This window comes from Streptomyces sp. NPDC006430 (assembly GCF_040612395.1).
Classification (GTDB): domain Bacteria; phylum Actinomycetota; class Actinomycetes; order Streptomycetales; family Streptomycetaceae; genus Streptomyces.
The window spans coordinates 174,316-199,796 of sequence record NZ_JBEXQA010000003.1 but is presented as its reverse complement, the minus strand read 5'-3'; the positions used below and the strand labels follow the sequence as shown (position 1 = coordinate 199,796).

Below are 25,481 nucleotides of genomic sequence, written 5' to 3'. Positions count from 1 at the left end.
GGAGATTAGCGGTGAGTGACATCCCCGGCGGGCCGATGGCGAACCGGCCCGTCCACTTCATCTGGCTGCTCGACTGCTCGTACTCGATGCAGGGCGAGAAGATCGGCATGCTCAACTACGCGATCCGGGAGACCATCCCGGAGATGCGCTCGGTGGCGCACGACAATCCGGCGGCCCAACTGCTACTGCGCACGGTGACGTTCTCCACGACGGCCCGCTGGCACCACCAGGATCCGGTGCCGGTGGAGGACTTCACCTGGCAGGACATCCAGGTGGACGGCATGACCAATCTGGGCGAGGCCCTGCAGCTGGTGGCCCGGGAGCTGGACACCCCTCCGATGCCGCAGCGGGCGTTGAAGCCGGTGCTGGCACTGGTCTCGGACGGGGTGCCGACGGACGACTGGAAGGCGGGGCTGCGCGCGGTCGACGCGACCCCGTGGGGACGCAAGGCCGTACGGGTGGCCATCGCGATCGGTGCGGACGCCGACCGCACCGTCCTGCAGGAGTTCCTCGGGAATCCGGAGCTGCAACCGCTGGACGCGAACAGCCCCAAGCAGCTCGCGGCGGCGATCCGCTGGGCGTCTACGGCCGCGGTCAAGGCGGCTTCCCAGCCGGTGGCGGGTTCCTCGGACGGCACGGTCAAACCGCCGCCGTACGCGCCGCCGGTGCTGGACGACGACGATGACGACGTGTGGTGAGCGGGCCCGTGTCCTCGGAACCGCCCGTACCACCCGTACCGGCCGGCGGTTGCGACCCGTACGGTCCACCCGTCCCGCCGATGCCACCGAACGCTCCGGCACCGTACGGTCCGCCGCCGGTGCCGCTCTGGGTCACCTTCCGGGAGAGCGTCCAGGGCGTGAACAAGGCCCGCAACCAGGACTACTGCGAGGTCGTGGGGCTCGGCACGGCCGAAGATCCGCTGATCATGGTGGTGGCCGACGGCCACGGATCGGCGGTGCACGCCCGCAGCCACCTGGGCTCCCGCTTCGCAGTGGACCTCTTCGTAGAGGAGGCCCGGCGGTTCGGGGCGCTCGCCCAGCCCCGGGGTGAGGAACGGTCGCCGAGCCTGGCCTGGCTGATGCACTACGCCGAACACGCCTTCCCCCGCCAGCTGGTGAGCGGCTGGCGGAAGACGGTCCTCGGCAACTGGGAGCGCACCAACTGCCAAGCGGAACCCGCACCGTCCGAGCAGGCCAAGCTGCTGCTGTACGGGAGCACGCTCGTCGGAGCCGTGCTCACGCCCCGCGTGTTCGCGGCCTGGCAGCTCGGCGACGGCGAGCTGACGGTGGTGGGCGACGACGGGCGGGTGACCGTACCGCTCGCGCCGGCCGAGGCGGACCTCGGCGACGAGACGGAGTCGCTGTGCAGCCCCGAGGCCTGGCTGCGCATACGGACGTACTGGGCGCCGGTGACCGCCCCCTGGCGATCGCCCCGTCTGGTGGCGGTCTCCACGGACGGGCTGTCCAAGAGCTTCGCCTCGGACCGGGGTTTCCTCCAGTTCATGGCCGGCCTGGACGACCGGCTCTCGGCGGAGGGGGCGGCCACGGTCCGGGCCGTCCTGCCGGAATGGCTGACCAAGGCCTCGCAGCACTCCGGGGACGACACCACACTGGTGGCCGCCTGGCACGCGGAGGGAACCGAAGCCACCGGGCCGGACCGCCCCGGGGCCCCCACCGGAACCTGCGGACCCGGCGGACCCGGCGGACCCGGAGATCCCACCAGACCCGGCGCACCCGACACACCCGGCGACCCCACCGGACCCGGCGCACCCACCGGCACGACCTTCACGGACGCGGCACCACCGACAGACCCGCACGGGAGAGACGAATGAGCGGCATGCTCGACAGCGGAACCCTGCTGACCACCGACAGCGGCATCGGCATCGAGGTCTTCGACCTCCTCGGCGCCGGCGGCCAGGGCGAGGTCTACCGGGTGCGGACCCCCGCCGGGGACCAGGCGCTCAAGTGGTACTACCCGGCCTGCGCGACCCCCGCCCAGGAGGACATCGTCCGCCAACTGGTGGGCCGCGGCTTCAACGACGACCGGTTCCTGTGGCCGCTGGACTTCGTGGCCGACGCTCGGGGCGGGTTCGGCTACCTGATGGACATCCGGCCGGACCGGTTCAAGGGCCTGCCCCTGCTCTTCCGGCGACAGCTGCGCACCTCGACCCGGGCCCTGCTGAAGGCCTGCCTCTACACGGTCGAGGCGTACCAGGCGCTGCACTCGCGCGGGATCGCGTACCGGGACATCTCCTGGGGGAACATCTTCTTCGATCCGGCCACCGGCGACGTCCTCGTCTGCGACAACGACAACGCGGTGGTGGAAGGCGACAGCACCGGCATCTCGGGGACCATGGAGTTCATGGCGCCCGAGCTGGTGCGCGGCGACCCGGGGGTCTCTCCCGGTACCCAGAGCGATCTGCACTCGCTGTCCGTGCTGTTGTTCATGCTGCTGATGAACCACCACCCGCTCAAGGGGCGGCGCGAGCTGGCCATCCACTGTCTGGACGAGGCGGCGGAGCGCAAGCTGTACGGCAAGCAGCCGCTGTTCGTCTTCGACCCGCAGGACCGGTCCAACGCCCCCGACCGGACCGAGCAGGCGACGGTGCTGGCCACCTGGGCGGCGGCGCCGGACTCCCTGCGCGACCTGTTCACCAAGAACTTCACGACGGGCCTGCACGATCCCGCGGCCCGGGTCCGCGAGTCGCAGTGGCGGGACACCCTGCGGGCCGTGCTCGACGCGGTCGTGGAGTGCGCCCACTGCGGGCGGCAGAACATGACCGAGCCCCGCGCCGCCGATCCGGGCACGTGCTGGGGCTGCGGGAGCGCCCTGGTGCTGCCGCCGCGACTGGTGCTGACCACTCCCCCGCCGCGCACCGAACACCACATCCTGTTGCACCGGTCCTCGCGGGTGCAGGCGCACCACCTGGCACCGGAGCCGGCCCGGCACGACTACGGCGACGGGACCCTGGTGGCCGTACTGACCGAACACCCGCAGAAGCCGGGCCGGTTCGGGCTGGCGAACCGGTCGGCCGCGGCGTGGACGGGCACCCGTACGGACGGCTCGACCCAGCGGATCGACCCGGGACAGACCGTCCCGCTGCGCTCGGGCCTGGAGCTGGACTTCGGCGGCGCGCGGGCCGTCGTCCGGGCGAACTGAGCGGGCCCGGGCAAGGCAAGTCCGGGCGGTCAGCCCGTCAGCAGACGGCTGATCTCCTGGGCGAGGGCGAGTCCGCCGCTGCCCGCGCCGAGACCGAGGGTGATGATCTCCAACGAACGCTGGACCACCCCCGGCTCGGCGGCGCGCCGCTCCTGCGCCGCCCGGTCGAGTTCGCCGCGCAGGGTCTCGGCCGCAGCGATCTGTTCGCGGCTCGCGCCCTCGTCGCGGAGCCACCGGGCGAGGTCGGCGGCCAGTCGCAGGGTCTCGGCGGCCGTGTCCTGCCGGCCGACGTTGACGGTCGCGTTGTCACCGATGGCGCCGGCGGTGACGTTCCCGTTGAAGTTGAAGGTGCCCATCTGCTCTCCTGGTGGTCGTGATGATCGGGGCGTCGGTCAGGGCGTTCCGCGGCCCTGCCCCGACTGCCCGGCCGGCGCACCCGGCCCGTGGTGCTGGTGCATGGTGGCGTTGTCGCCGATGACGCCCGCCTGCACGTCCCCCTGGAACGTGTAGGTGTGGGTGTTGATGACCTGCTGCGCCTGGTCGTAGGAACTGGTGTCGACGTTGTGGTCCTTCAGGAACCGCTCGGTCGCTATCAGCACGCCCTGCTGGAGGCGCTGGAGGAAGTCCTGGGAGTCCGTGCGCTCGGTGTAGCCCAACTGCTTCCAGTCCGACACCCGTTCGCGGATGCTGTCGACGGCGCCGTAGTCGTACAACAGGTGCCGCTTGTCGATCTCGCGGCGCACCTTCTCCAGGGCACGGGCGCGCCGACGCCGTTCGGCGGAGCGGCGCGAGCGTCGCGAGGCGGCGCCGAGCAGTGCGCGCCCGGCCGTCCCGGTCGCGTGACTGACCAGGCTCCACCAGCGCTCGAACCCGTCCACCGGAAGCCGGTTGACCCGGTCGAAGCGCCTCTGGAGCGGGGGGATGCCGTACGCCGACACCTCCCAGGTGAGGCTGGGGTGCTGGAGGCGGGCCCGCAGGTGCATGGAGACGATGGCCCGGCCGCCCTCGCCGGCCCGCACCAGGCTGAGGTAGGTGCGCATGCCCGCCCCGGACTGCATCAGGCCGGCCTGCACCAGCTGCTTGGGGATCTGGGCGCGCGGCCGGCGCAGTCGGTCGGGCAGCAGTTCCGCGCCCACGTAGGGAACGTGGTTGCCGATCACGTAGAGGCGGTTGCGCACCTGGAGGCCCTTGAGGCCGGCGATCTTCTCCATCTCGCGGGCCACGTAGGTGTGCAGGTCGACCGCGTCGAAGGGCTTGATGACCAGCTTGCCGCCGCCCGCCGGGTCCTCGGCGGGCCGGCTGACGTCGATCGGCTGCCAGACCATCTCCTTGAGCTTCGTACCGCTGCCCACGAAGGGGTTGGTGCGCTCCGCGCTCGCGGTGTACGGGACCACGTTGGCCCGCTTCTGCTCCAACAGCCGCTGTTCGACCTCCGCCTCGACGGCCGGGACGAGATCGGCGGGCCGCTCCGCACCGTGCTCCACGGTGAGCGCCACCCTGCGGGCCTCGCTCTCGGCCTGGTGGACCAGCCACCAGGCGCTCGCGTACGCGGAGACGATCAGTCCGGCGGCCGTGTAGGCGAGCCCCGGTAGGGAGCCGGCCAGCGCGTACAACAGGGTCGGCACGGCCGCCCACACGCCGATCGCACAGATCCAGGCCAGTCGCCGGTCCCGTACGTCGGTGCGCCGGACCGCGGCGCGTGCGTGGCGGGCCAGCGCCACCAGGTCGATGCCGAGCGACAGTCCGGTGGCACGCAGCCGGTCCTCGGTGAGCTCCGCTTCCACCTCGCGGGCGAAGCCCTCGTCCAGGTGTGCGCCCGCGCACAGACGGCGGGTCACCGCATCCGTGCGGTACTGCGCCAGCGCCGGTAACTGGCGTGTTGCCATGTGCCCCTCCCCGTGGTCTTCGGCTCACCCTACGGAAACGGGCCCCGCATGTCCCCCCGTTGGGCCCGATCAGCGCGTCGGGAGGTGCGGGGGTGCGGGGGTACGGGGGTGCGGGGGTACGGCGGGGGGGCGCTCGTACTCAGGCCGGTGCGCGGCGCGTGCGGCGCCGATCTGAGCATCCGTACTCAGGTCCGGGCGATCACCGGGTTGCATCGTGAGGGCATGTTCATTCAGCCGTGTGACCCGCCGACGCGCGCAGGGATAACCGCCGTCGGCAGCCTGTTGCCCGAGGAGGTCCGTTCCTCGGAGGACCTCCAGCAGGAGGTGGCCCGCCGCAGCGGGCTCACGCTGCCGCCGAGGTTGCTGACGCAGGCCACCGGGATCGTCTCGCGTCGCGTCGCGGGCGAGGGCGTGTACGCCTCGACGCTCGCCGTGGGGGCCGCCCGCCGGGCGCTGGCCGCCGCCGAACTCGCCCCGATGGACATCGACCTGCTGCTCTTCGCCTCGGCGTCCCGCGACATGGTCGAGCCCGCCACCGCGCACATCGTGCAGGCGCAACTCGGCTCACGGGCCCACGCCCTGGACGTCACCAACGCCTGCAACAGCTTCGTGAACGGCATCGACCTCGCCCGGGCCATGATCCTGGCCGGGCGGGCCCGGCGGGCGCTGGTGGTGACCGGGGAGACCCCGAGCCGGGCGGTCCGCCACGCACCGGCCGACTTCGCCGAGTTCCGCGAGGGCTTCGCCGGGTACACGTTCGGCGATGCGGGCGCGGCCGTCGTGGTGGAGGCGGTGGAGCGCGGCGGGATCCTCGACGTGGACAGCGAAGCGCATTCCGAGCACTGGGAGGTCGGGGGCATCCCGGGTGGCGGGTCGCGGCACCCGCGCGGGGACGCGTACACCTACTTCCGCGGCGACGGGCACGAACTGCGCGGCGTCTTCGAGAAGGTGGGCACCGCGGTCATCGACCGGACGCTGCACCGCACGGGAATGGACTGGGACGACTTCGCGAAGGTGCTGGTGCACCAGGTGACGGTGCCCTACCTGGAGCGGTTCGCGGAGCTCACCGGGGTGCCGGCCGGGAAGCTGGTGGTCACCGTGCCCGAACTGGGGAACGTGGCGAGCGCGAGCATCGGCGTACAGCTGGAGCGGGTGTACGGGCACCTGGCGCCGGGGGAAAGGGTGTTGTGCGTGGGCCTGGGCGGCGGGATCAGCATCATGACGATGGTCTGGGAGAAGTCTTGAACGGCCGGCAGCTGTGGGTGGTCGTGCCCGCCCACCAGGAGGAGGCCCGACTGGGCGACACCCTGCGGGCGCTCGCGGCCCAGCACGACCGGGACTTCACCCTGCTGGTCGTCGACAACGCCTCCGCGGACGGTACCGCGGCCATCGCACGGGAGTTCGCCGCCACCGCGCCCTTCGCGGTGGAGGTGATCGAGGAACCGGAGAAGGGGGTCGGCTCCGCTGTGGACACCGGGTTCCGGTACGCGATCGACCGGGGTGCGACCCTGCTCGCGCGCACGGACGCCGACTGCCTGCCGCGACCCGGCTGGACCGGCGCGGCACGGGCCGCGCTCACCGACCGGCCGGGGCTGGTGTGCGGGCGGATCGCCGCCCGACGCGACGAGCACGGGCCGCTCGGCCGCGCCGGTTTCACCGTGCTGGTCCGGCTCGCCGCCCTGTTCGGGAGGCTGCGACCGGAGCACGCCCGGCGCCACGGTTTCCGGGCCCCGTACCGTATGCACGCCGGGAACAACATGGCCATCACCGCCGAGCTGTACCTCGCCGTCGGCGGCATGCCGCGCCGTCCCTCGCCCACCGACCGCCTCTTCCTCAACGCCGTACGCCGCCACACCGACCGGATCACCCACTGCCGGCGGATGGTCGTGGAGAACTCCACCCGGCGGTTGCGGGCGTACGGGATCGCCGGCACGGCCCGCTGGTACCTCGACCAGGGCAGCGGCACCCACGGAACGGACCCCCGCTGATGCTCGACCGACTCGACCACGCCCTGCGCGCCCGCCCCGAGCGGCCCGCCGTGCTCACCGCCACCCGCACCGGGGCCACCCGGGTCCGCGCCACCCGGGGCGAACTCGCCGAACTGGCCGATGCGTTCGCCGCAGGCCTGCACGCGCGCGGGCTGCGTGCCGGGGACACCGTCGGCGTCGCCGTCCGGCCCGGCCCCCGGGCCCTCGCCGTACTGCTCGCGCTGTGGCGGCTCGGGCTGCGCGGGGCCGTGCTCGACCCCGGCGCGGGGCCCGACGTACTGCGCGCACGGCTCGCGCTGGCCGGGCCCGCACTGGTCCTCGCCGACGCGACCGCGCAGGCCGCCGCCGGCTGGGCCCGCCCCCTGGCCCGGCGGGCCCGGCTCGCCCTGCCCGACCTGGCCTCGCTGGGCGCTCCCGTCGCCACCGTTGGCCCCCGCTTGCCCGGCTGCGCACCCGCGCTGGACCGGGGCGCACCGCGCACCGGGGTCCCGACCCACGGGGACTGCGACGCCGACGCGGTGATCGTCTTCACCTCCGGCACCACCTCCCGGCCCCGGGCCGTGGTGCACACCCGGGCCAGCCTGGCCGCGGGGATGGAGAGCGTCTGCGCGCTGTTCGGCGCGGACCCCGCCCGGGCCGGCGATCCGGTGCTCGGCGGCACCTTCTTCGTGCTCGTCCCCTCGCTGACCCACGGCGCCCCGGTCGCCCTCCCGGCCCGCTCCCCGGCCACCCTGGTCCGCCAACTGCACCGGCTGAGGCCGCGGGACACCTACCTGACCCCGCCCCAGCTGCGGGAAGCCCTGCGTTCGGGGGCCCGCTTCGGCGGGCGCGTGTGGACGGGCTCGGCGCCGGCGAGCGCCGAGCTGCTGTCCCGGGTGTGCAGCGCGGGCGCGGAGCAGGCGTGGGGCGTGTACGCGCTCACCGAGCTGTTCCCGGCTGCCGCGGTCGAGGCGCGGGAGAAGGCCGCGTACGAGGGCCCCGGCGACCTCGTCGGAGCCCCGCTGCCGGGCGTCGCCGCCCGAACGGACGAGGACGGCCAGCTGCTGCTGGCAGGGCCCGCCGCCCGGCACCGCTACCTGGGCGAGGAGCCCGACCCGTGGGTGGCGACGGGAGACCGGGCGCGGCTGGACGGCGCGGGCCGGATCGTCCTGGAGGGCCGGAGCAAGGACATGGTGCTGCGCCGGGCCGAGAACATCTACCCGGGTCTGTACGAGCCCGCGTTGCACGTGCCGGGGGTGGAACTGGCCGTGCTGGTCGGCGTCCCGGCCGGCCGGGACGCCGAGTCCGCGGGAGACGAGCGGCTCGTGGCCCTCGTGCAACCGCAGCGCGGGGCCACCGCGTCCGAGCTGCGCGCCGCCCTGGCGAAGCCACTGGGCCGGATGGGCTCCGCCCGTCCGGACGCCGTGCTGTTCGCGGACATCCCGCTGTCGGGGCGCTCGCGCAAGCCCAACCGGGCAGCGGCCTCCGCGCTCGCGGCGGCCCGGCTGAGGGGGGACCGGTGAAGCGCTCCCCGGCCCGGGCCCGGGCCTTCGCCCGGCGGCGCGACCGCCGGGTCCTCCTTCGCAGCCACCCGGTGCTGTTCGCACTGCTCGCCGCCACCCGCGGGCGGGCCGTACGCCGGCTCGGTGGGACCGTGTTGGTGCACGGGACGGGCGCCTACCGGGAGGCGCTGACCCGGCTGCCGCTCGACCGTACGGCGGCCGGCACCACCGGTGGTGCGGCGCGCGACGCGCTCGCCGGGTCGGCGGCCGGCGGTGTGCTGTTCGACCAGGACGGCAGCGGACACCGGGCGGACCGGCGCGGGCTCGCCGAAGAGCTCGGTGCGGCCGGAGTGGACCGCCTGCGGGCGGTCTGGCAGCCGTTGCTCGTGCGCCGGCTCGCGCCGCTCGCACAGGGCGACGCGGTGGACGTGGTCGCGCTCGCCCGGGAGTTGGGCGGGGCGGTGGTCTGTGCGCTGCTCGGCTCCGCCGCCGATCCGGTAGCGGTCGCAGAGGCCGCCGCCGAGGCCGCCGCCGCGTCGGTGCGCACCCACCTGCCCGGGCCGCGCCGCCCCGGTGCGCGGGCGGCCTCCGCACGCACGGCCCGTACCCTCCAGGAGCTGATCGCGGACGGGCTCCGCCCCGGGGCGGGCTGCCCCGCTGCCCCCGTATCGCGGTCGGCGGCCACCGGGCACCGCCCGCACGGCCCGCACGAGCCGGACGGCCGGCACGGCCCGGACGGCCCGGACGGCGCCCTCGCCGCCATGGTGGCGGTCGCCGCCGTCAACACCACTGTGGCCGCGCTGCCCCGGGCGGTGGCCTGGTGTGCCGACGCCGGTTTGTGGGAGCAGGCCGCGGACCCGGTACTGCTGCCCAAGCTCGCCGACGAGCTGTTGCGGGTCACGGCGGCTTCGCCGCTGCTGCCGCGCGTGGCCGCAGACGCCGGGACGGTCGACGGCTGCCCGGTCCGCGCCGGCGACCGGCTGCTGCTGGTCGCCCGGCACGCCGCCGAGGCGCACCGCCGCGACCCGGACGCCCTCGACCCGGCCGGCCCGGGTCTCGCGCACCTGGTGTTCGGCGCCGGTCCGCACGCCTGTCCCGGAGCACGGCTGGCCCGCGTCCAGCTGACCGACGTGCTGTCGGCGCTGGCCCCGTACCGGCCCGTGGTGACCCGGGCCCGCGTCGACCGCCGGGCCGCACTGCCCGGCTGGCGGCTGCTGACCGTGCGGGCCGCCGCGTGAACGCGGACGGGACCGCCGCGGCACCTGCGGCCGGAGCCCGCGGTGGACCCGGACCGCGTACGGTCGGGGACGACGGGGCGGCCCGTACCGACCGTGCGGTGCCGGCGCGGATCGCCGTCACCGGGGCCAGCGGATTCTGTGGTGGGCACGTGGCCCTGACGGCCGCCGCCCGCGGGGCCGAGGTGGTGTGCCTCGGGCGCCGGCCGGGACCCGTCGGGGAGCACCGGTTCTGGGACGCGGCCGGCGAACTGCCGGACCTGGCCGGGGTCGACGCGGTCGTGCACTGCGCGGCAGCGGTCGGCGACCCGGTTCCCGGCTCGCCCGCCGAAGCACAGATGTACGCGGTCAACGTCGAGGGCACCCGGCGGCTGCTGCTGGCCGCCGGGGAGCGGCCCGTGGTCTGGGTGAGCAGCGCCAGCGTGTACGACCCGCGCCGCGACCGCTCCCTGGTCCGCGAGGACCATCCGCGCTCCGGGCAGTTGAACGCCTACGGCCGCACCAAGGCGGCGGGCGACGCCCTCGCGCTGGCCGCCGGGGCGGTCGTCCTGCGGCCACGGGCCGTCTACGGCCCCGGTGACAGCACGCTGTTGCCGCGGCTACTCTCCCGGGTCAGGGCCGGAACCCTGCTGCTGCCGGGACCCGACGTCCCGCTCAGCCTCACGGCCGTGGAGAACCTCGCCGACGCCGCGCTCGCGGCGGCGGCCGGCTGGACCCCGGGCGCGTACAACGTGGCCGACGCGGCGCCCTACGCGCGCGACGCGGCAGTACGCCGAGTGCTGCGCGCGCACGGCGTGTCGGCCCGCGTCCGCCACCTCCCCCCGGGCCTTGCGCGTGCGGCGGCCCGCGCAGCCGAGGCAGTCGCGCGGGGCGCCGAACCGGCACTCAGCCGGTACGCGGTGGACCAGCTCGCCCACCCTGTGGTCCTGGACCTGACCCGGGCCACGGCCCAGGGCTGGACCCCGCGCCGCACGCTGGACGACTTCCTGGTGACGCTCGCCGCCGGCGCCCCGCAGCGGGGTCCGATCGATCGGGCCGGCCGCCCGGCCGTCGGCCGGGTGGGCGCAGCGGACGCCGCGGACCCGGCCTGACCGCGAGGCCCCCGGAACCGGTCGGCGGGGCTCGGTCCCCCCGCGCCCTAGCCACGCCGACCGGCGTTCACGCCCCCCGTTCGCACCCCCCGTTCACGCCCCCGTCGTAAGCCGCCCGCTCAGGCACCCGCCTCGGCCATCCGGCGGCGCAGGCTCAGCGGTCGCATGTCCGTCCACACCTCGGCGATGTGGTCCAAGCACTCCTGTCGGGTGCCCGTGGTGCCCTCGGCGTGCCAGCCCGCCGGCAGCTCGCGGTCCGTACGCCAGATGGAGTACTGCTCCTCTTCGTTGCGCACGACCCGGTAGCCGCTCTCGTCGGTGTCACTCATCGCTCGGTCCTCCCGCGCTCATTCGGTCAGCGGGTCCAAGGCTGCCTCCCCGGCACCGGCCCGCCATAGGGACAAACGCGCAGAAGGACCGGCGGTCGGTGCTGCCGCTCCTTCCCTGGTGGCGTCGGCGTGCGCGGCGGCAGTGTTCCAGGCAGCCGGGGTGGCGTCCGAGCGGCACCGACAGGGGTGCCGGGCGGGAGGCGCCGCCGGCCACCCCCTCAGGCTGGAAGGAGCTCCGCCATGTCGGACACCCCAGAGAACGTGCACCTGCCCACCGGCGGGTGGCGGTTGTGGGAGCACTTCGCACTCCGCGGACCGGGTTTCCCCGCCGAGGGGGTCCTGCGCATGGCCCCGCCCGGACTGGCCCTGGCCGCCGACAAGTTCGGGCCGGACGACACCCTCGCGGGCCCGGAGTGGGAAGAGTTCACCGGGGTCTTCGACACGGACGCCGTCCGTACCGCCGGGCTGCTCCAGGAGATCGCGGCCTCGCCGCGCTTCCGGGCCGCCGTGGCCTGGCAGAACCCGGCCGTCCTGCGCACGGGTATCGCGCCGTTCCTGAACTGGACCCCCACCGCGGCGGGCCGCACCAGCATGCCCCGCCAGCGCGAGGAGCTGGTCGCCCACTACTGGCAACGGTTCTGCGTCAAGAACGACACCATCGGCTTCTTCGGACCCGTCGGCTGGGGCCGCTGGGACCTGACCACGCACGGGGTGCGGGTCGATCCCGGCAGTGGTTTCCTCGCCGACTCCCGGGTCTACTTCGCCAGCTGGGCCATCGACGCCCTGGCGAAATCGCTGAACGCCGACCCGGCGCTGCGGGCGTGGATACCGCCGCGCCGGGTGTCCTTCGTACGGACCGAAGGCCTCGTCGTCCGCATGCCGGGCCGGCCCCCGCAGCCCCTCTCCGAGACGGCCCGCGCCGTACTGGAGCTGTGTGACGGGACCCGGCCGGTGGCCGCGATCGCCGGGGCGTTGGGGATTCCCGTGGCGGAGGCGACCGAAACCGTCCAGTGGCTGCTGGGCAAGCGCTGGGTGCACTGGCGCCTCGACGTGCCGACCGGCACCCATCCGGAGCGGGAGCTGCGGGCCGTCCTGGAGCGGGTGGGCGATCCTGCCCTGCGGGAGCCGGCCCTGGCGAAGCTGGCGGTCCTCGAACGCGGCAGGGACGCCGTACAGGCGGCCGGCATGGACGCAGAGGCGCTGACCGGGGCCATCGGCGCCCTTGAGGCGGACTTCGCCGCGCTGACCGCCACCGACGCCCAGCGGTCCAAGGGCGAGCGGACCGCCCCGTGCCGCGGGCTCGTCTACTCCGACTCCCGGCGTGCGGCGACGGCCACGCTCGGCACCGCCCTCCTGGACGAGCTGACCCCGCTGGCGCAGTGCCTGACCGCGGCGCGTTGGCTGACCAACCGGTTCGCGGAGCGGGTCGTCGAGCGGATCCGCGAGGTGTACGAGCGGCTGCGGGCGGCCGGCCCGGTGGACCTGGGGTCGATGTGGCTGGGTTGCCTCCCGTCCCCGTACCCGCAGGCCGGTTCGGACCTCGACGCCATCCAGGCGGAGCTGCGCGCCAAATGGGCGCGGATCCTCGCCGTGCCCGAGGGCGCGCGCCGGGTCCGGGTGTCCTCGGCCGACATCGCCGAGCAGGTGCGGGCGGAGTTCGAGGAGCCCGGCGCGGGTTGGTCGCTGGCCCGCTACTTCAGCCCGGACGTGCTCCTGCTCGCCGAGGACGCGGGCGCGGTGGCGCGCGGGGACTTCGAGATGGTGCTCGGCGAGATGCACAGCGCCCTCAACACGATGGGCGCCTCGCTCTTCGTCCACCAGCACCCCGACCGCGACGAGCTCGTCGCGGAGACCACCCGGGACTTCCCCGGTCCGCGGCTGCTGCCGATGCTGCCGAAGGAGTTGCCGCTGAAGTGGTCGACGCGCAGCAGGCCGTCGCTGGACCGGCCGCAGGACTACTACGTCTCCCTGGTCGACGACACCGGTGACCCGCACCGGCCGCGCACCGTCCTGTGCGCCGACGTCGCGGTGGAGGACCGGGACGGCCGGCTGACGGCGGTGCTGCCCGACGGGGCCGCGTTCGACCTGCTCGACGTGTACGCCAACACCCTGACCCAGCGCGTGATGGACCGCTTCACGCTGCGTCCCGAGGGTGATCACACCCCGCGCATCAGCATCGACAAGATGGTGGTGGCGCGCGAGACCTGGGCCTTCCCGGCCTGCGAACTCGCCTTCGCCGAGGAGAAGTCCGAGGCGGGGCGGTACGTGCGGGCCCGGCACTGGCAGCAGGAGCACGAGCTGCCGCGGTTCGTGTTCGTGGTCTCGCCCACCGAGCCCCGGCCGTTCTACGTGGACTTCGAGAGCCCGGTGTACCTGAACATCCTCGCGAAGGCCGCGCGCCGGCTGGCCCGCAAGGACCCCGGGGCCAAGCTGAAGGTCAGCGAGATGCTGCCGACGCCGGAGCAGGCCTGGCTGACCGACGACCGGGGTCGGGCCTTCACCTCGGAACTGCGCTTCGTCGCGGTCGACCAGACCGTGGTCGACCGGGCCGACGCTGACCGGATTGCCGTCGGGCGCGCCGCCGAGGGGGACGCGTGATGCGCACCTTCGTCGACGACATCGCCGCGCACGCCGCCCTCGACCCCGAACGGACCGCGCTGACCACCCCGGCCGGCGAGGTGACGTACGGGGAACTCGTCGCCCGCATCGACGCGCTGGCGGCGGTGCTGCGTGCACGGGGCGCCCGACCCGAAACGGTGTGCGCGGTGGCCGTGGAGCGCGGTGTGGACGCCGTGGTCGCGCCGGCCGCGGTGGTGCGCTCCGGGGCGGCGTTCCTGAGCCTGGACCCCGAGCAGCCGCCGGCCCGACTGACGGCGCTCGTCCGCAGCGGCGGCGCCGACATGCTGCTGACTTCCTCGGCCCTCGCCGACCGGCTCGCCCTGCCCGTCCCGGGGAAGCCGGTGCTTGTGGACCGGCCCGGGAGCGTGGCCGAGGAGGCTGCGGGCGCCGCGTGGGGCGGGCCGTTCGACGCCCGCTCGCTCGCGTACGTCAGCCACACCTCCGGGAGCACCGGAGAGCCCAGCGCCGTCCTCGTCGAGCACGGCGGGCTGGACTCCTACCTGCGGTTCGTCGCACGCGAATACGGTCTGGGGCCGGACACGGTGGCGCTCCAGGTGGCTCCGCTGGGCTACGACGCCTCCCTGCGGGACACGTTCGCCCCCTTGCTGGCCGGCGGGCGGCTGGTCATCGTGGCACGCTCGGCGCTGCTGCGGCCCGAGGAGTTCGGTGCCGTCGTGCGCGGGCACGGGGTGAACGCGCTGTTGAGCGTGACCCCGTCCTTCCTGGCCTTCCTGGCCGGTCAGCCGGACGCCTGCGAACTGCTCGCCGGGGTACGGCTGGTGGTCTCCAGCGGTGAATCGCTGCGGCCCTTCCTGTCCGCCGGCGGGCGGGCCCTGGTACCGGGCGCCCTGGTCAACCAGTACGGGCCCACCGAGTGCACGATGACCTCGACCCGCTACGCCGTGCCCGCCGAACCGGACACGCTGACCGACCACGTGGGCACGCCGATCGACGGGGTGGTGGTCCGCCTGTTGGACTCCGGGCTGTCGCCGGTGCCCGACGGGGCCGTCGGGGAGGTCCACATCGGCGGGGTGGGCGTGGCCCGGGGCTACCGCGGGCTGCCGGCCCGTACGGCCGATCGCTTCGTACCCGACCCGCTCGGGCCACCGGGCGCGCGCTTGTACCGGACGGGCGACCTGGCGAGCCGGGGGCCCGCGGGGCTGGAGTACCTCGGGCGCGCCGACCGCCAGGTCAAGATCCGCGGCTACCGGGTGGACCCGGCCGAGGTCGAGGGCGCCCTGCTGGCCCATCCCGGGGTCACGGGGGCGGTGGTGACCTCCGAGACCGACAGCCAGGGGCGGGTGTTCCTGGTCGCCCACGTCACCGGCGACCTGGCGGACGTCAAGGACGCCGCACTGCGCGCCCACCTGGGCACCACGCTCCCCCCGCACCTGATGCCGCGCCGGTTCGCGCGGCTGGCACAGCTGCCCACCACCCGCGGCGGGAAGGCCGACCGCCGCGCCCTTTCGCAGACCGGAGGCCGGCCATGACCACCACACCGACCGTACCCACCACACCCACCGCACCCACCGTCCCCGTCCGTAGCCCGCTCGGCCCGGCCGACGTGGACGCCGCCGCCGCGCGGATCGCCGAGCACGTCCGGCGCACCCCGCTGCTGCCGGGGCTGCCCAATCCCGGGCGGCGTCGGGTCGGCTGGGGGCTGCTCCTCAAAGCCGAACACCTCCAGTACGGCGGCTCGTTCAAGCTGCGCGGGGCCGCGAACGCCGTCCTGGCGCTGGGCGCGACCCGGATCGTCGCCGGTTCCTCGGGCAACCACGGCATCGCGCTGGCCCGGCTGGCCGCGTCGCTCGGCGCGGAGGTGACCGTCGTACTGGCCCGCGGGGCGCACCCGGCCAAGATCGCACTGATCCGGGCCCTCGGCGGCCGGACGGTGATCGTCCCGGGCGGCGTCGCCGAGCGGGACGTCAGGGCGCGGGCCCTGGCGGAGGAGCGCGGCGCGGTCCTCGTACCGTCCTCCGACCACGATCTGGTGGTGGCCGGGCAGGGCACGGTCGGCCTGGAGATCCTGTCCGAGGCACCCGACGCCGAGACCGTCTACGTTCCGACCGGCGGGGGCGGGCTGCTCGCGGGGGTGTGCCTCGCCGCGCACGGGCACCCGGTGCGGGTGGTGGGCGTCGAGCCCGCCTGCACCCCCCGCTACGCCCGGTCCCTAGCCGCCGGGCGCCCCCTGCGGCTGGCGCCCGGTGACACCGTCGCCGACGGGCTGCGCGGACAGCAGCCGGGGGCGGTGCCCTATCCGATCATCCGCGACCGGGTCGATGACCTGATCACGGTGTCCGACGTCGAGATCCTCGCCGCCGCCGCGCTGCTGCGGCGCCGGGGGTTCGAGGCCGAGCCCACCGGCGCGGTCGCGCTGGCCGGGGCAATGCGCGTGGGCCGCGGCAACGGCCGCTCGGTCGCGATCGTCTCGGGCGGCAACACCACGGCGGCCCTGACGGCAGCTGCCGCGGCCGTCGCCCCCTCCCGTACCACCACCCGACCGCTCCTTGAGGAGATCTCATGACCGTGACCGAGAACCTGACCGTGAACCTGACCCAGACCCCGACCGCGCAGCTGACCGGCCCCGCCCTGACCGAACTGGTCGTCTCCCTCTACCGGGAGACCCTGGGGGCGGCCGACCTCGACGAGCAGAGCGACTTCTACGAGTGGGGCGGCGATTCGCTGACCGCCTTCCGCATCACCGCACGGCTGGAGGAGGCACTGGGCGTGGAAGTCCCGGTGGCCCTGGTCTTCGCCTACCCCTCGCCCGCGGACCTCGCGGACGTCGTCCACGCCGACTTCGTCCGGGCATGAGGGGCCGGTCATGACCGACACCTACGTGCCCGGGGGCCGCTGGCGGCTCTGGGACCAGTTCGCCCTGCGCGGGCCGGGCTTCCCGGCCCGGGGAGTGCTGCGGCTGGCCCCCGAGGGGCTGGCCGCAGCCGCCGACAAGTTCGAGCCCGACGAAGGCCTTTGCGGCGAGCGGTGGGGGGAGTTCACCGCGCTGTTCGCCGACGCCCAGGTGGAGACCGCGCACACGCTCCAGGACATCGCCCGGATGCCCTCCTTCCGGGAGGCGGTGGCCTGGCAGAACCGGCCGGTGCTCGGCTCCGGGATCGCGCCGTTCCTGAACTGGACCCCCACCGCGGCGGGCCGCACCAGCATGCCCCGCCAGCGCGAGGAGCTGGTCGCCCACTACTGGCAACGGTTCTGCGTCAAGAACGACACCATCGGCTTCTTCGGACCCGTCGGCTGGGGCCGCTGGGACCTGACCACGCACGGGGTGCGCATCGACCCCGGCAGCGGCCTGATCGCCGGGTCGCAGGTGTACTTCGCCAGCTGGGCCGTCGACGCCCTGGCCGCTCGGATCGACACCGAACCGGCGCTGCGCGAGTGGGTGGCGCCCCGGCGCGTGCCGTTCGTACGGCAGTCGGGCATGGAGGTGACGGTGCCGGGCCGCCCGCTCCAGGCCCTCTCCGCGGAGGCGCGTGCCGTGCTCGCCCTGTGCGACGGCGTACGGTCCGCACGGGAGATCCGCGCCGCCCTGCCGGGCGTCGACGTGCCCGCCGTACTGGCCGACCTGGTCGCCCGCCGGTGGGTGGTGTGGAAGTTGGAGGTGCCGGCCGACGCCCACCCGGAACGCCACCTGCGGGCCTGGCTGGACCGGGTCGGGGACGCGGAGCTGCGCGCTCCCGGGCTGGCCGCCCTCGACGTGCTGGAGCGGGGTCGGGATCGGGTGCGGGCCGCCGAGGGGCCGGAGGCGCTGGTGGCCGCGCTGACGGACCTGGAGGAGGAGTTCGTCGCGCTGACCGAAACCGCCGCGGTGCGCGAGAAGTCGGCCGGTACGGCGCCGTGCCGGGCCCTGGTGTACTCCGACTGCCGGCGGGCGGCGACCGCCACGCTCGGGCGTGCGGTGCACGAGGCCCTCGCCCCGCTCGATCCGCTGCTGACCAGCGCGGGGTGGCTCACGGCGCGGCTCGCCGACGCGGTGATGGCCCGGGCCCGGGAGGTGTACCACCGGCTGGCCGGGCAGGGCCCGGTCGACCTGGCCGCGTTCTGGTTCGCGTGCATGCCGATCCTGCACGGCGCCGCCCGTTCCGAGGCCGCCGAGCTCCAGCAGGAGTTCCGCAGGCGCTGGGACGCGATCCTGGCGCCGCCGCCGGGCACCCGACGGGTCCGGCTGCCGTTGGAGGCCGTGGCGGGGCCCGTCGCGGAGCTGTTCGGCGGGCCGGGCGGCGGTTGGACCGCCGCCCGCTACCTCAGCCCGGACATCATGATCGCGGCGGCCGACGAACGGGCCGTGGCCCGCGGTGACTTCGAACTGGTCCTGGGCGAGCTGCACGTGGCCGCCAACACCCTGGGTGCCTCGCTCTTCGTCCACCAGCACCCGGCCGCCGAGGAGCTCGTCCGGCTCACCGACCGGGACCATCCCGGTCCCCGGCTGATGCCGCTGCTGCCCAAGGAACACCGTTCCCGGCTCTCGGCACGCATCCGGCACTCCCTGGTCCGTCCCGAGGACTACTACGTCGCCCTCGTCGACTTCACCGCCGATCCCGGCCGGCCGCGCACCGTGCTCAGCGCCGACGTCGCGGTGGTCGAGCGGGCGGACGGCGAGCTGGCGGTGATCCTGCCCGACGGGGCCGAGTTCCCCGCGGTGGACGTGTTCTCCCACGTCCTGACCACCCTGGCGATGGACCTGTTCCAGATCCTGCCGGCCGGGGCGGCACACTCGCCCCGGGTGACGGTCGACCGGCTGGTGGTGGCCCGCGAGACGTGGCGGCTGCCGCCGTCGGACATGGACTTCGCCGAGGAGAAGGACGAGGCCCGCCGGTTCGTGCGCGCCCGGCAGTGGCGGGAGGGGCACGAGCTGCCGCGGTTCGTCTTCGTGGTCCTGCCGACCGAGAGCCGGCCGTTCTACGTGGACTTCGACAGCCCGGTGTACGTCAACATCCTCGCCAAGGCGGTCCGCAGGATGGCCCGCAAGGACCCTCAGGGACGGGCCGTGGTCACCGAGATGCTGCCCAGCCCCGAACAGGCCTGGCTGACCGACGACCGGGGCGAGGTGTACACCTCCGAGCTGCGCTTCGTGGCGGTGGACGAGGGCTGACCGCAGCGGCGTACGCACCACGCGACGGGTACGACGGCGGCGCGCACGGCACCTGAGCAGGCCGTGCGGTGCCGCCGTTGCGCGTTCTTCCCCCCGGCGGCTGCGCACGCGGCTGCGTCTTCTTCCCTACTGACGGATCTCCGCAGACAGCAGTGTTGAGGAAAACACCGCTTGGAGGCCCACAGTGAAGGTTGTCGCAGCGCACGGCGGGGTGGCGAGGCAGGGCAGCGATGCCGGCGACGTCGCCCGTGATGGTCACGGGGTGTCGTTCGCGCAGCGGAGGCTGTGGTTCCTTGACCAGCTCACCGGCGGCTCCGCCGAATCCCTGCTCCCGCTGGCCCTGCGCATCCGCGGAGCCCTCGACGTGGCGGCCCTCGAACGGTCGCTGGCGGGCGTCGTGGACCGGCACGAGGTGCTGCGCACCCGGTTCGTCGCCGTCGACGGCGAGCCCGTACCGCAGGTCGATCCGGCGGGCCACACCGTACTGGAGCGGGTGGAGGCGGGCAGCACGGCCGAGCTGTTCGGCCGGGAACTGGCCCGCCCCCTCGACCTGGCGAAGGAACACCCGCTGCGCGCCACCCTCGCCCGCGTCGGCCCCGACGAACACCTGCTGCTCCTCGTGGTCCACCACATCGCCGTGGACGGCTGGTCGTGGGACGTGCTGCTGCGCGAACTGGACGCCGGCTACCGGGGCGAGGCCGTCGCGGCGCCCGCGCTCCAGTACACCGACGTCGCCCGCGCCGAGGGCGAGCGGCTGAGCGGCCCGCGCATGGAGCGGCTCCTGGGGTACTGGCGCGAGCGGCTGACCGGGGTCACGCCCCTCGCGCTGCCCGCGGACCGCCCCCGGCCCGCGTTCTGGGACGGCTCCGGGGACGTGGTCCGGTTCGAGCTGCCCGCCGCGCTGGTCGCCGAGGTCGACCGGGTGGCCCGGGAGCACCGCGCGACCCGCTACATGCTGCTCCTCGCCGTGTACCAGGCCCTGCTGGGGCGCTACTCCGGCCGCTCCGACATCGCCGTCTGCACCACCCTGGCCGACCGTGGCCGCGCCGAAGTCGCGGACCTGATCGGCCCGTTCGTCAACACCATCGTGCTGCGCACCGACCTGTCCGGCGATCTCACGTTCGCCGCCCTGCTGAGCCGGGTCCGGTCGGGCGCCCTGCGCGACTTCTCGCACGCCGACGCGCCGTTCGACCGGGTGGTGGGCGAGGTGGTCACCGAGCGCGACCTGTCCCGACACCCCCTCGCGCAGGCCTCCTTCACCCTGCTCAACACGGTCCCCTCGGCGGCCCGCCTGGACGACCTGGACGTGGCATTGGTACGGACCCCGCTGACGGGCACCCCGCTGGACGTGTTCCTCGACCTGAGCCTGCGGGCGAACGGCGACGTCGCCGCGCGGCTCCAGTACTCCACGGCCCTGTTCGACGAGAGCACGATGGTCCGGTTCACCGAGGGGTACGTCGAGCTGCTGCGCGCGGTGACCGCCTCGCCGCACACCCCGCTGGCCGAACTGGTCGGGCGGCTGGAACCGCTGCCCGGCAAGGAGCGCCGGCGCCTGCTCGACCTGGCGGGTTCGGGCCGCGCCACCCCGGCCGCGGCGCCGTTCACGGTGGCGGGCGAGCCCGGAGCGGTGGCCCTGGTCTGCGGCGAGGAGAGCCTGAGCTACGGCGAACTGGGGGCCCTCGAAGGCGGCCTGGCCACGGCCCTGCGGACGGCGGGCGTCCGCCCGGGGACCCCCGTGGGAGTGTGCCTGCGCCGCGGCGTCCGGTCCGTGGCCGCCATGACCGCGATCTGGCGGGCGGGCGGGGTCTACGTACCGCTGGATCCGGGACTCCCCGAGGAGCGGCTGCGGTTCATGGCGGCCGAGGCCGGGCTGCACTGCGTCCTCGCGGAGACCGCGACCGGTGAGCTCGCCGCCGCCCTCGGCCCTGGGGTCCTGCGGGTGGAGGGGGTGCGGCCCGATCCGGGCGCCCCGCACCACACCCCCGACCCGCGGGACCTCGCGTACGTCATCTTCACGTCGGGCTCCACCGGGCGCCCCAAGGCGGTGGGCATTGAGCACGGCGCGATGGCGGCTCATGTGGCCGCCGCACGCGAGGAGTTCGGCGTCACGGCCCGGGACCGGGTGCTCGCCTTCTCGTCGTTCTCCTTCGACGCCTCGCTGGACCAGCTGCTGACCGCGCTCGGTTGCGGGGCCACCCTGGTGGTCCGACCCGACGAGCAGTGGCTGCCCGCACAGATCGTCTCGGTGGTCGAGCGGCACGGGATCACGGTGCTGAACCTGCCGCCCACCTACTGGGCCGAGCTGGCCTTCTCGCTGACCGACCGGACCGCCGCCTCGCTGGCCTCGCTGCGCCTGCTGGTCCTCGGCGGGGAGTCCGTTCCGGCCGGCGCGCTGGCCGCCTGGCTGGCCCGGGCCCCGCAGGTGCGGGTGCTCAACGCCTACGGCCCGACCGAGACCACCGTCACCGCCACCACGTACGACGTCGGCGCCGGGGCCGGGGCCGGCGGGGACGTCGGCCGGGTGCCGATCGGGCGGCCGCTCGGCTCCCGCCGTGTGTACGTCGTGGACGCGCAGGACGAACTGGTGCCGGTCGGCGAGCCCGGCGAGCTGCTGATCGGCGGACCGGAACTGGCCCGCGGCTACCTCGGGCAACCGGCCCTCACCGCGCAGAAGTTCGTCCCCGATCCGTACGGCGGCGACGGCGGGCGGCTCTACCGCACCGGCGACCTGGTGCGCCGATTGCCTTCCGGGGAGCTGGAGTTCCTCGGCCGCACCGACGACCAGGTCAAGATCCGCGGGTTCCGCATCGAACTCGGCGAGGTCGAGGCCGTCCTGGCCGGGTGCCCCGGCGTGGTCGCCGCCGCCGTGGCCGTCGGCTCGGACGCCCAGGGCGGCAAGAGCCTGACCGGCTACACCGTGCCCGGCCCCGGTGGTCCGGTCGAGCCCGCCGCGCTGCGGTCGTTCTGCGCGGCCCGGCTGCCGCACTACGCGGTGCCCGCGGACTACGTGGCGCTCGACGCGCTGCCGGTGAACGCCTCGGGCAAGCTCGACCGGGCCGCCCTGCCCGCCCCCCGGCCGGACGGCTCACCCGCCGACCGGGACCGGGCGGCCGGCGGCACCGAGTTCGTCGCGCCGCGCGATGCGACCGAGCAGGCCGTCGCCGAGATCTGGGGGGAGGTCCTGGGTGTCGACCGCATCGGCATCGACGACGGGTTCTTCGACCTGGGCGGGCACTCCCTGCTCGCCACCATGGCCGTGTCCCGGATCGCGGAGCGGCTCGGTCGCGAGGTCGAACTGCGCACACTGTTCGAGAACCCCCGCATCCGCGACTTCGGCCCGCTGGTCGCCGCGGCCCGGCAGGCGGGCGCCGCCACCGTCGTCCCCGTGGACCGCTCGGGGCCGCTGCCGCTGTCCTTCGCCCAGGAGCGGATGTGGTTCCTCGACCGCATGTCCGACGTCGGCGACGAGTACGTGCTCTGGTTCTCCTGGCGGATCCGCGGCGGCCTGGACCGGGCCGCCTGGCAGGGCGCCCTCGACGACGTGGTGGCCCGGCACGAGGCACTGCGCACGGCGCTGGTCGAAGTGGACGGCCGTCCGGTCCAGCGGGTGCTGGCGGGCACCGGCGTACCGCTGCAGTGGCAGGCGGCCCCGCCCGGGGAGGACGGGGCCGCGCGGCTGGACCGGGTCCGGGAGCAGGCGGTCGCGTACGCCACCCGCCGCTTCGACCTGACCCGCCCGCCGATGCTGCGGGCCGGGGTGTGGGAGCTGGGGCCGCAGGACCACGTCGCGGTCATCGCGTTCCACCACGTGGCCACCGACGGCTGGTCCAAGGACGTTCTCATCGGCGAGCTGTCGGCGTCCTACGCGGCCCGGCTGGCCGGGCGCCCGGCCGCATTGGCGCCCGTACCGGTCCAGTACGGGGACTACGCGGTCTGGCAGCGCGACCGCATGGCCGGCGAGGCGCTGGAACGACAACTGGCCTACTGGGAGGCGGCGCTGGCCGGGGTGCCCGTGCTGGAGCTGCCGACGGACCGGCCGCGCCCCGCGGGCTGGTCGGGTCGGGGCGCCGCGGTGGAGATCGACCTGCCGAAGGAGTGGGAGACCGGGCTCGGCGCGCTGGCGCGCCGGTACGGGGTTACCCGGTTCATGGTGTTGCTGGCCGTGGTGCAGATCGTGCTGGGTCGCTGGTCGGGGCAGCACGACGTGGCGGTGGGCACCCCGGTGGCCGGCCGCGGGCAGGTGGAGCTGGAGCGGCTGGTCGGGCTGTTGGTCAACACGGTGGTGCTGCGCGGCGACCTGTCCGGGGAACCCTCCTTCGAGGAGTTCCTGGGCCGGGTCAAGGAGTCGGTGCTCGGGGCCTTCGACCACCAGGAGGTGCCCTTCGAGCGTCTGGTGGAGCAGTTGCGGCCGGAGCGGGACCCGGCCCGCAACCCCTTGTTCCAGGTGATGTTCGACGTCCAGGAGAGTGCGGCCGGCGGGCCGCGCATCGCGGGCTTGGACGTGGAGTTCTTCGAACTTCCCTGGGGCTCGGCCAAGTTCGACATGACGGCCACCTTCCTGCTCTATCCCGACCGGTTCGCGCTGAACGTGGAGTACGCCAGCGACCTCTTCGACGCCGCCACGGTCACCCGGTTCGCCGGGCACGTGGGTCGGGTCCTGGAATCGGTGCTCGCCGATCCGGGCCGGCCGGTGGGACGGCTGGAGCTGCTGTCCGTCGCGGAGTACGCGGAACTCACCGCGGCGGCGGCCGACACGGCCACGGTGTCGGCAGTGCCCCCGTTCGCCGTGGCGGGCGAGCCCGGCGCGACGGCGCTGGTGTGCGGGGACGATGCGCTGAGCTACGCGGAACTGGACGGCCTGACCGGCGGTCTGGCGCTGGCCCTCACCGCACGGGGCGTCCGCCCGGAGACCCCCGTCGGCGTGTGCCTACGGCGCGGGACCTGGTCGGTCGCCGCCATGGCTGGGATCTGGCGGGCGGGCGGGGTCTACGTACCGCTGGACCCCGGACTCCCCGAGGACCGGCTGCGGTACATGGTGGAACGGGCCGGGGTCCGCTGCGTGGTCGCCGACGCGGCGACGGCCGACCTGGCCGCCTCGCTGGGCCCCTCCGGAGACGCCACGGATGCCACGGACGCCGCCGGACGGCCGACGGTGCTCCGCGTCGAGAGCGTACGGCCGGCCCCGGACGCGCCCCGTCACACGCCCGACCCGCAGGAGCTCGCCTGCACCATCTTCACCTCGGGCTCCACCGGCCGGCCCAAAGCGGTCGGGGTCGAGCACCATGCGCTGGGCGCCCATGCCCGCGCCGCCCGCGAACGGTTCGCCATCACCGCCGAAGACCGCGTGATGAACTTCGCCTCCTTCTCCTTCGACGCCTCCCTGGAGCAGGTGCTGCCCGCCCTCACCGCGGGCGCCGCGGTGGTGATCCGGCCGGACGAGGTGTGGTCGGTGGAGGAACTCGCGGCGCAGGTGCGCGCCGAGGGCGTGACCGTCATGGAGGTCACCCCCTCCTACTGGGAGGAGATCGCCGCGCGGCTCGACACGGTCGCCGGGGACCTCAAGAGCCTGCGCCTCGCGGTCACCGGCGGGGAGACGCTGCCCTCGGCCCCGCTGGCCCGCTGGTTCCACTACCTGCCCGAGGTCCCCGTCCAGAACACCTACGGCCCGACCGAGTCGGTCATCTCGGCCACCTCGTACCTGGTCACGGGCCCGGTCGAGGGTCGCGTACCGATCGGCACGGCCTGGGGCGAGCGCCGGCTGTACGTGGTCGACGCGCACGACGAGCTCGTCCCGCCCGGTGTACCCGGTGAACTGCTCGTCGGAGGACCGGAACTGGCCCGCGGCTACCTCGGGCAGGCCGCCCTCACCGCGCAGCGGTTCGTCCCGGACCCGTACGGCGCGAGCGGCGGGCGGCTCTACCGCACCGGCGACATCGTGCGGCGGCTGCCCTCCGGGGAACTGGACTTCCTCGGCCGCACCGACCACCAGGTCAAGATCCGGGGCTTCCGCATCGAGCTCGGCGAGATCGAGGCCGTCCTCGAACAGCACCCGGGCGTGCACGCCGCCGCCGTACTGGTCCGGCACCTGCGCGGGGACCGCGTCCTGGTCGGCTACGCGGCGGGGCGGGCCCTGGACGCGGAGGAGCTGGCCGTGCACTGCCGGACCCAGCTGCCCGGCTACATGGTCCCGGCCTCCTTCGTGGTCCTCGACGCCCTGCCGCGCACCGTGCAGGGCAAGCTCGACACGGCCGCCCTGCCCGAGCCCGAACTGCCGGCGCCCGCCGAGTTCGTGGCGCCGCGCACCCCGACCGAGGTGGTGACGGCGCAGATCTGGGCCGAAGTGCTCGGCCTGACCGAGGTCGGCGTACGGGAGGACTTCTTCGCCCTCGGCGGGCACTCGCTGCGGGCCGTGGCCGCAGCGTCCCGCCTGCGCAGTGCCTTCGACTGCCCGGTCCAGGTGCGTGACCTGTTCGACCACCCGACGGTCGAACTGCTCGCCGCCGAGGTGGAGCGGCAGCTCATCGAGCAGATCTCCACGATGAGCGACGACGAGATCGACCTGTCCCTCACCTCCGACTACTGATCG

The 25,481-nt window shown here is 74.7% G+C and carries 17 protein-coding genes; 14 read left to right on the top strand and 3 right to left on the bottom strand.

Annotated elements, in window-relative coordinates; all coding sequences use genetic code 11:
- Positions 1–35: 35 nt before the first annotated feature.
- From ABZZ20_RS06810 to ABZZ20_RS06800, 3 genes are all read left to right on the top strand, one after another.
- On the top strand, positions 36–698 hold the full coding sequence (locus tag ABZZ20_RS06810) for a tellurium resistance protein (RefSeq protein ID WP_356867974.1): 663 nt from the start codon (positions 36–38) through the stop codon (positions 696–698).
- 119 nt (positions 699–817) lie between these two features.
- Positions 818–1,831 carry a PP2C family serine/threonine-protein phosphatase gene (locus tag ABZZ20_RS06805; protein ID WP_356867525.1) on the top strand — a complete coding sequence of 338 codons (1,014 nt, stop codon included), beginning with the start codon at positions 818–820 and terminating at the stop codon, positions 1,829–1,831.
- Positions 1,828–3,159: a protein kinase gene (locus tag ABZZ20_RS06800; RefSeq protein WP_356867523.1), complete on the top strand. Its 1,332-nt coding sequence runs from the start codon at positions 1,828–1,830 to the stop codon at positions 3,157–3,159. The genes ABZZ20_RS06805 and ABZZ20_RS06800 overlap by 4 nt, the downstream gene beginning before the upstream one ends.
- A gap of 29 nt (positions 3,160–3,188) precedes the next feature.
- Here the strand turns inward: ABZZ20_RS06800 and ABZZ20_RS06795 are convergent, their stop codons facing one another.
- Positions 3,189–3,515, bottom strand: a complete 327-nt coding sequence (locus ABZZ20_RS06795) for a hypothetical protein (RefSeq protein WP_356867521.1) — start codon at positions 3,513–3,515, stop codon at positions 3,189–3,191.
- A gap of 36 nt (positions 3,516–3,551) precedes the next feature.
- Positions 3,552–5,045 carry a hypothetical protein gene (locus tag ABZZ20_RS06790; protein ID WP_356867519.1) on the bottom strand — a complete coding sequence of 498 codons (1,494 nt, stop codon included), beginning with the start codon at positions 5,043–5,045 and terminating at the stop codon, positions 3,552–3,554.
- A 222-nt stretch (positions 5,046–5,267) separates the two neighbouring features.
- Here ABZZ20_RS06790 and ABZZ20_RS06785 point away from each other — a divergent pair, with 222 nt between their 5' ends.
- The 5 genes from ABZZ20_RS06785 to ABZZ20_RS06765 are packed head-to-tail and all read left to right on the top strand — an operon-like array spanning position 5,268 to position 10,840.
- Positions 5,268–6,290, top strand: coding sequence for a 3-oxoacyl-[acyl-carrier-protein] synthase III C-terminal domain-containing protein (locus ABZZ20_RS06785; protein ID WP_356867517.1), 1,023 nt, complete (start codon positions 5,268–5,270; stop codon positions 6,288–6,290).
- Positions 6,287–7,033 carry a glycosyltransferase family A protein gene (locus ABZZ20_RS06780; protein WP_356867515.1) on the top strand — a complete coding sequence of 249 codons (747 nt, stop codon included), beginning with the start codon at positions 6,287–6,289 and terminating at the stop codon, positions 7,031–7,033. The genes ABZZ20_RS06785 and ABZZ20_RS06780 overlap by 4 nt, the downstream gene beginning before the upstream one ends.
- Positions 7,033–8,535 carry a class I adenylate-forming enzyme family protein gene (locus tag ABZZ20_RS06775; protein ID WP_356867513.1) on the top strand — a complete coding sequence of 501 codons (1,503 nt, stop codon included), beginning with the start codon at positions 7,033–7,035 and terminating at the stop codon, positions 8,533–8,535. Before ABZZ20_RS06780 ends, ABZZ20_RS06775 begins: the two co-directional genes overlap by 1 nt.
- Complete coding sequence (locus tag ABZZ20_RS06770) at positions 8,532–9,752, top strand: cytochrome P450 (RefSeq protein WP_356867511.1); 1,221 nt, start codon at positions 8,532–8,534, stop codon at positions 9,750–9,752. The genes ABZZ20_RS06775 and ABZZ20_RS06770 overlap by 4 nt, the downstream gene beginning before the upstream one ends.
- Positions 9,749–10,840, top strand: a complete 1,092-nt coding sequence (locus ABZZ20_RS06765; protein ID WP_356867509.1) for an NAD(P)-dependent oxidoreductase — start codon at positions 9,749–9,751, stop codon at positions 10,838–10,840. Before ABZZ20_RS06770 ends, ABZZ20_RS06765 begins: the two co-directional genes overlap by 4 nt.
- 119 nt (positions 10,841–10,959) lie before the next feature.
- Here the strand turns inward: ABZZ20_RS06765 and ABZZ20_RS06760 are convergent, their stop codons facing one another.
- Positions 10,960–11,169 (bottom strand): MbtH family NRPS accessory protein, encoded by a 210-nt coding sequence (locus ABZZ20_RS06760; RefSeq protein WP_356867507.1) that lies wholly within the window; start codon positions 11,167–11,169, stop codon positions 10,960–10,962.
- Between the two features lie 240 nt (positions 11,170–11,409).
- Between ABZZ20_RS06760 and ABZZ20_RS06755 the strand changes: the two genes are divergently transcribed.
- The 6 genes from ABZZ20_RS06755 to ABZZ20_RS06730 all read left to right on the top strand — a co-directional run bounded on the left by ABZZ20_RS06755 (position 11,410) and on the right by ABZZ20_RS06730 (position 25,478).
- Positions 11,410–13,767, top strand: coding sequence for a lantibiotic dehydratase (locus ABZZ20_RS06755; RefSeq protein ID WP_356867505.1), 2,358 nt, complete (start codon positions 11,410–11,412; stop codon positions 13,765–13,767).
- Positions 13,767–15,278, top strand: a complete 1,512-nt coding sequence (locus ABZZ20_RS06750; protein ID WP_356867503.1) for an amino acid adenylation domain-containing protein — start codon at positions 13,767–13,769, stop codon at positions 15,276–15,278. The genes ABZZ20_RS06755 and ABZZ20_RS06750 overlap by 1 nt, the downstream gene beginning before the upstream one ends.
- On the top strand, positions 15,275–16,312 hold the full coding sequence (locus ABZZ20_RS06745) for a pyridoxal-phosphate dependent enzyme (protein WP_356867501.1): 1,038 nt from the start codon (positions 15,275–15,277) through the stop codon (positions 16,310–16,312). The genes ABZZ20_RS06750 and ABZZ20_RS06745 overlap by 4 nt, the downstream gene beginning before the upstream one ends.
- Positions 16,309–16,602 carry an acyl carrier protein gene (locus ABZZ20_RS06740; RefSeq protein WP_356867499.1) on the top strand — a complete coding sequence of 98 codons (294 nt, stop codon included), beginning with the start codon at positions 16,309–16,311 and terminating at the stop codon, positions 16,600–16,602. The genes ABZZ20_RS06745 and ABZZ20_RS06740 overlap by 4 nt, the downstream gene beginning before the upstream one ends.
- Positions 16,603–16,612: 10 nt before the next feature.
- The gene (locus ABZZ20_RS06735; protein WP_356867497.1) at positions 16,613–18,895 is read left to right on the top strand and encodes a lantibiotic dehydratase; all 2,283 of its coding nucleotides are present in this window, start codon (positions 16,613–16,615) and stop codon (positions 18,893–18,895) included.
- A gap of 184 nt (positions 18,896–19,079) precedes the next feature.
- Positions 19,080–25,478: an amino acid adenylation domain-containing protein gene (locus ABZZ20_RS06730; RefSeq protein ID WP_356867495.1), complete on the top strand. Its 6,399-nt coding sequence runs from the start codon at positions 19,080–19,082 to the stop codon at positions 25,476–25,478.
- Positions 25,479–25,481 lie beyond the last annotated feature (3 nt).

What these genes read in the sequence shown, in the direction of transcription:
- ABZZ20_RS06760 (WP_356867507.1), bottom strand. Translation starts at nt 11,169, where the DNA reads ATGAGTGACACCGACGAGAGCGGCTACCGGGTCGTGCGCAACGAAGAG.
- ABZZ20_RS06750 (WP_356867503.1), top strand. Translation starts at nt 13,767, where the DNA reads ATGCGCACCTTCGTCGACGACATCGCCGCGCACGCCGCCCTCGACCCC.
- ABZZ20_RS06790 (WP_356867519.1), bottom strand. Translation starts at nt 5,045, where the DNA reads ATGGCAACACGCCAGTTACCGGCGCTGGCGCAGTACCGCACGGATGCG.
- ABZZ20_RS06810 (WP_356867974.1), top strand. Translation starts at nt 36, where the DNA reads ATGGCGAACCGGCCCGTCCACTTCATCTGGCTGCTCGACTGCTCGTAC.
- ABZZ20_RS06745 (WP_356867501.1), top strand. Translation starts at nt 15,275, where the DNA reads ATGACCACCACACCGACCGTACCCACCACACCCACCGCACCCACCGTC.
- ABZZ20_RS06775 (WP_356867513.1), top strand. Translation starts at nt 7,033, where the DNA reads ATGCTCGACCGACTCGACCACGCCCTGCGCGCCCGCCCCGAGCGGCCC.
- ABZZ20_RS06735 (WP_356867497.1), top strand. Translation starts at nt 16,613, where the DNA reads ATGACCGACACCTACGTGCCCGGGGGCCGCTGGCGGCTCTGGGACCAG.
- ABZZ20_RS06755 (WP_356867505.1), top strand. Translation starts at nt 11,410, where the DNA reads ATGTCGGACACCCCAGAGAACGTGCACCTGCCCACCGGCGGGTGGCGG.
- ABZZ20_RS06800 (WP_356867523.1), top strand. Translation starts at nt 1,828, where the DNA reads ATGAGCGGCATGCTCGACAGCGGAACCCTGCTGACCACCGACAGCGGC.
- ABZZ20_RS06795 (WP_356867521.1), bottom strand. Translation starts at nt 3,515, where the DNA reads ATGGGCACCTTCAACTTCAACGGGAACGTCACCGCCGGCGCCATCGGT.
- ABZZ20_RS06785 (WP_356867517.1), top strand. Translation starts at nt 5,268, where the DNA reads ATGTTCATTCAGCCGTGTGACCCGCCGACGCGCGCAGGGATAACCGCC.
- ABZZ20_RS06740 (WP_356867499.1), top strand. Translation starts at nt 16,309, where the DNA reads ATGACCGTGACCGAGAACCTGACCGTGAACCTGACCCAGACCCCGACC.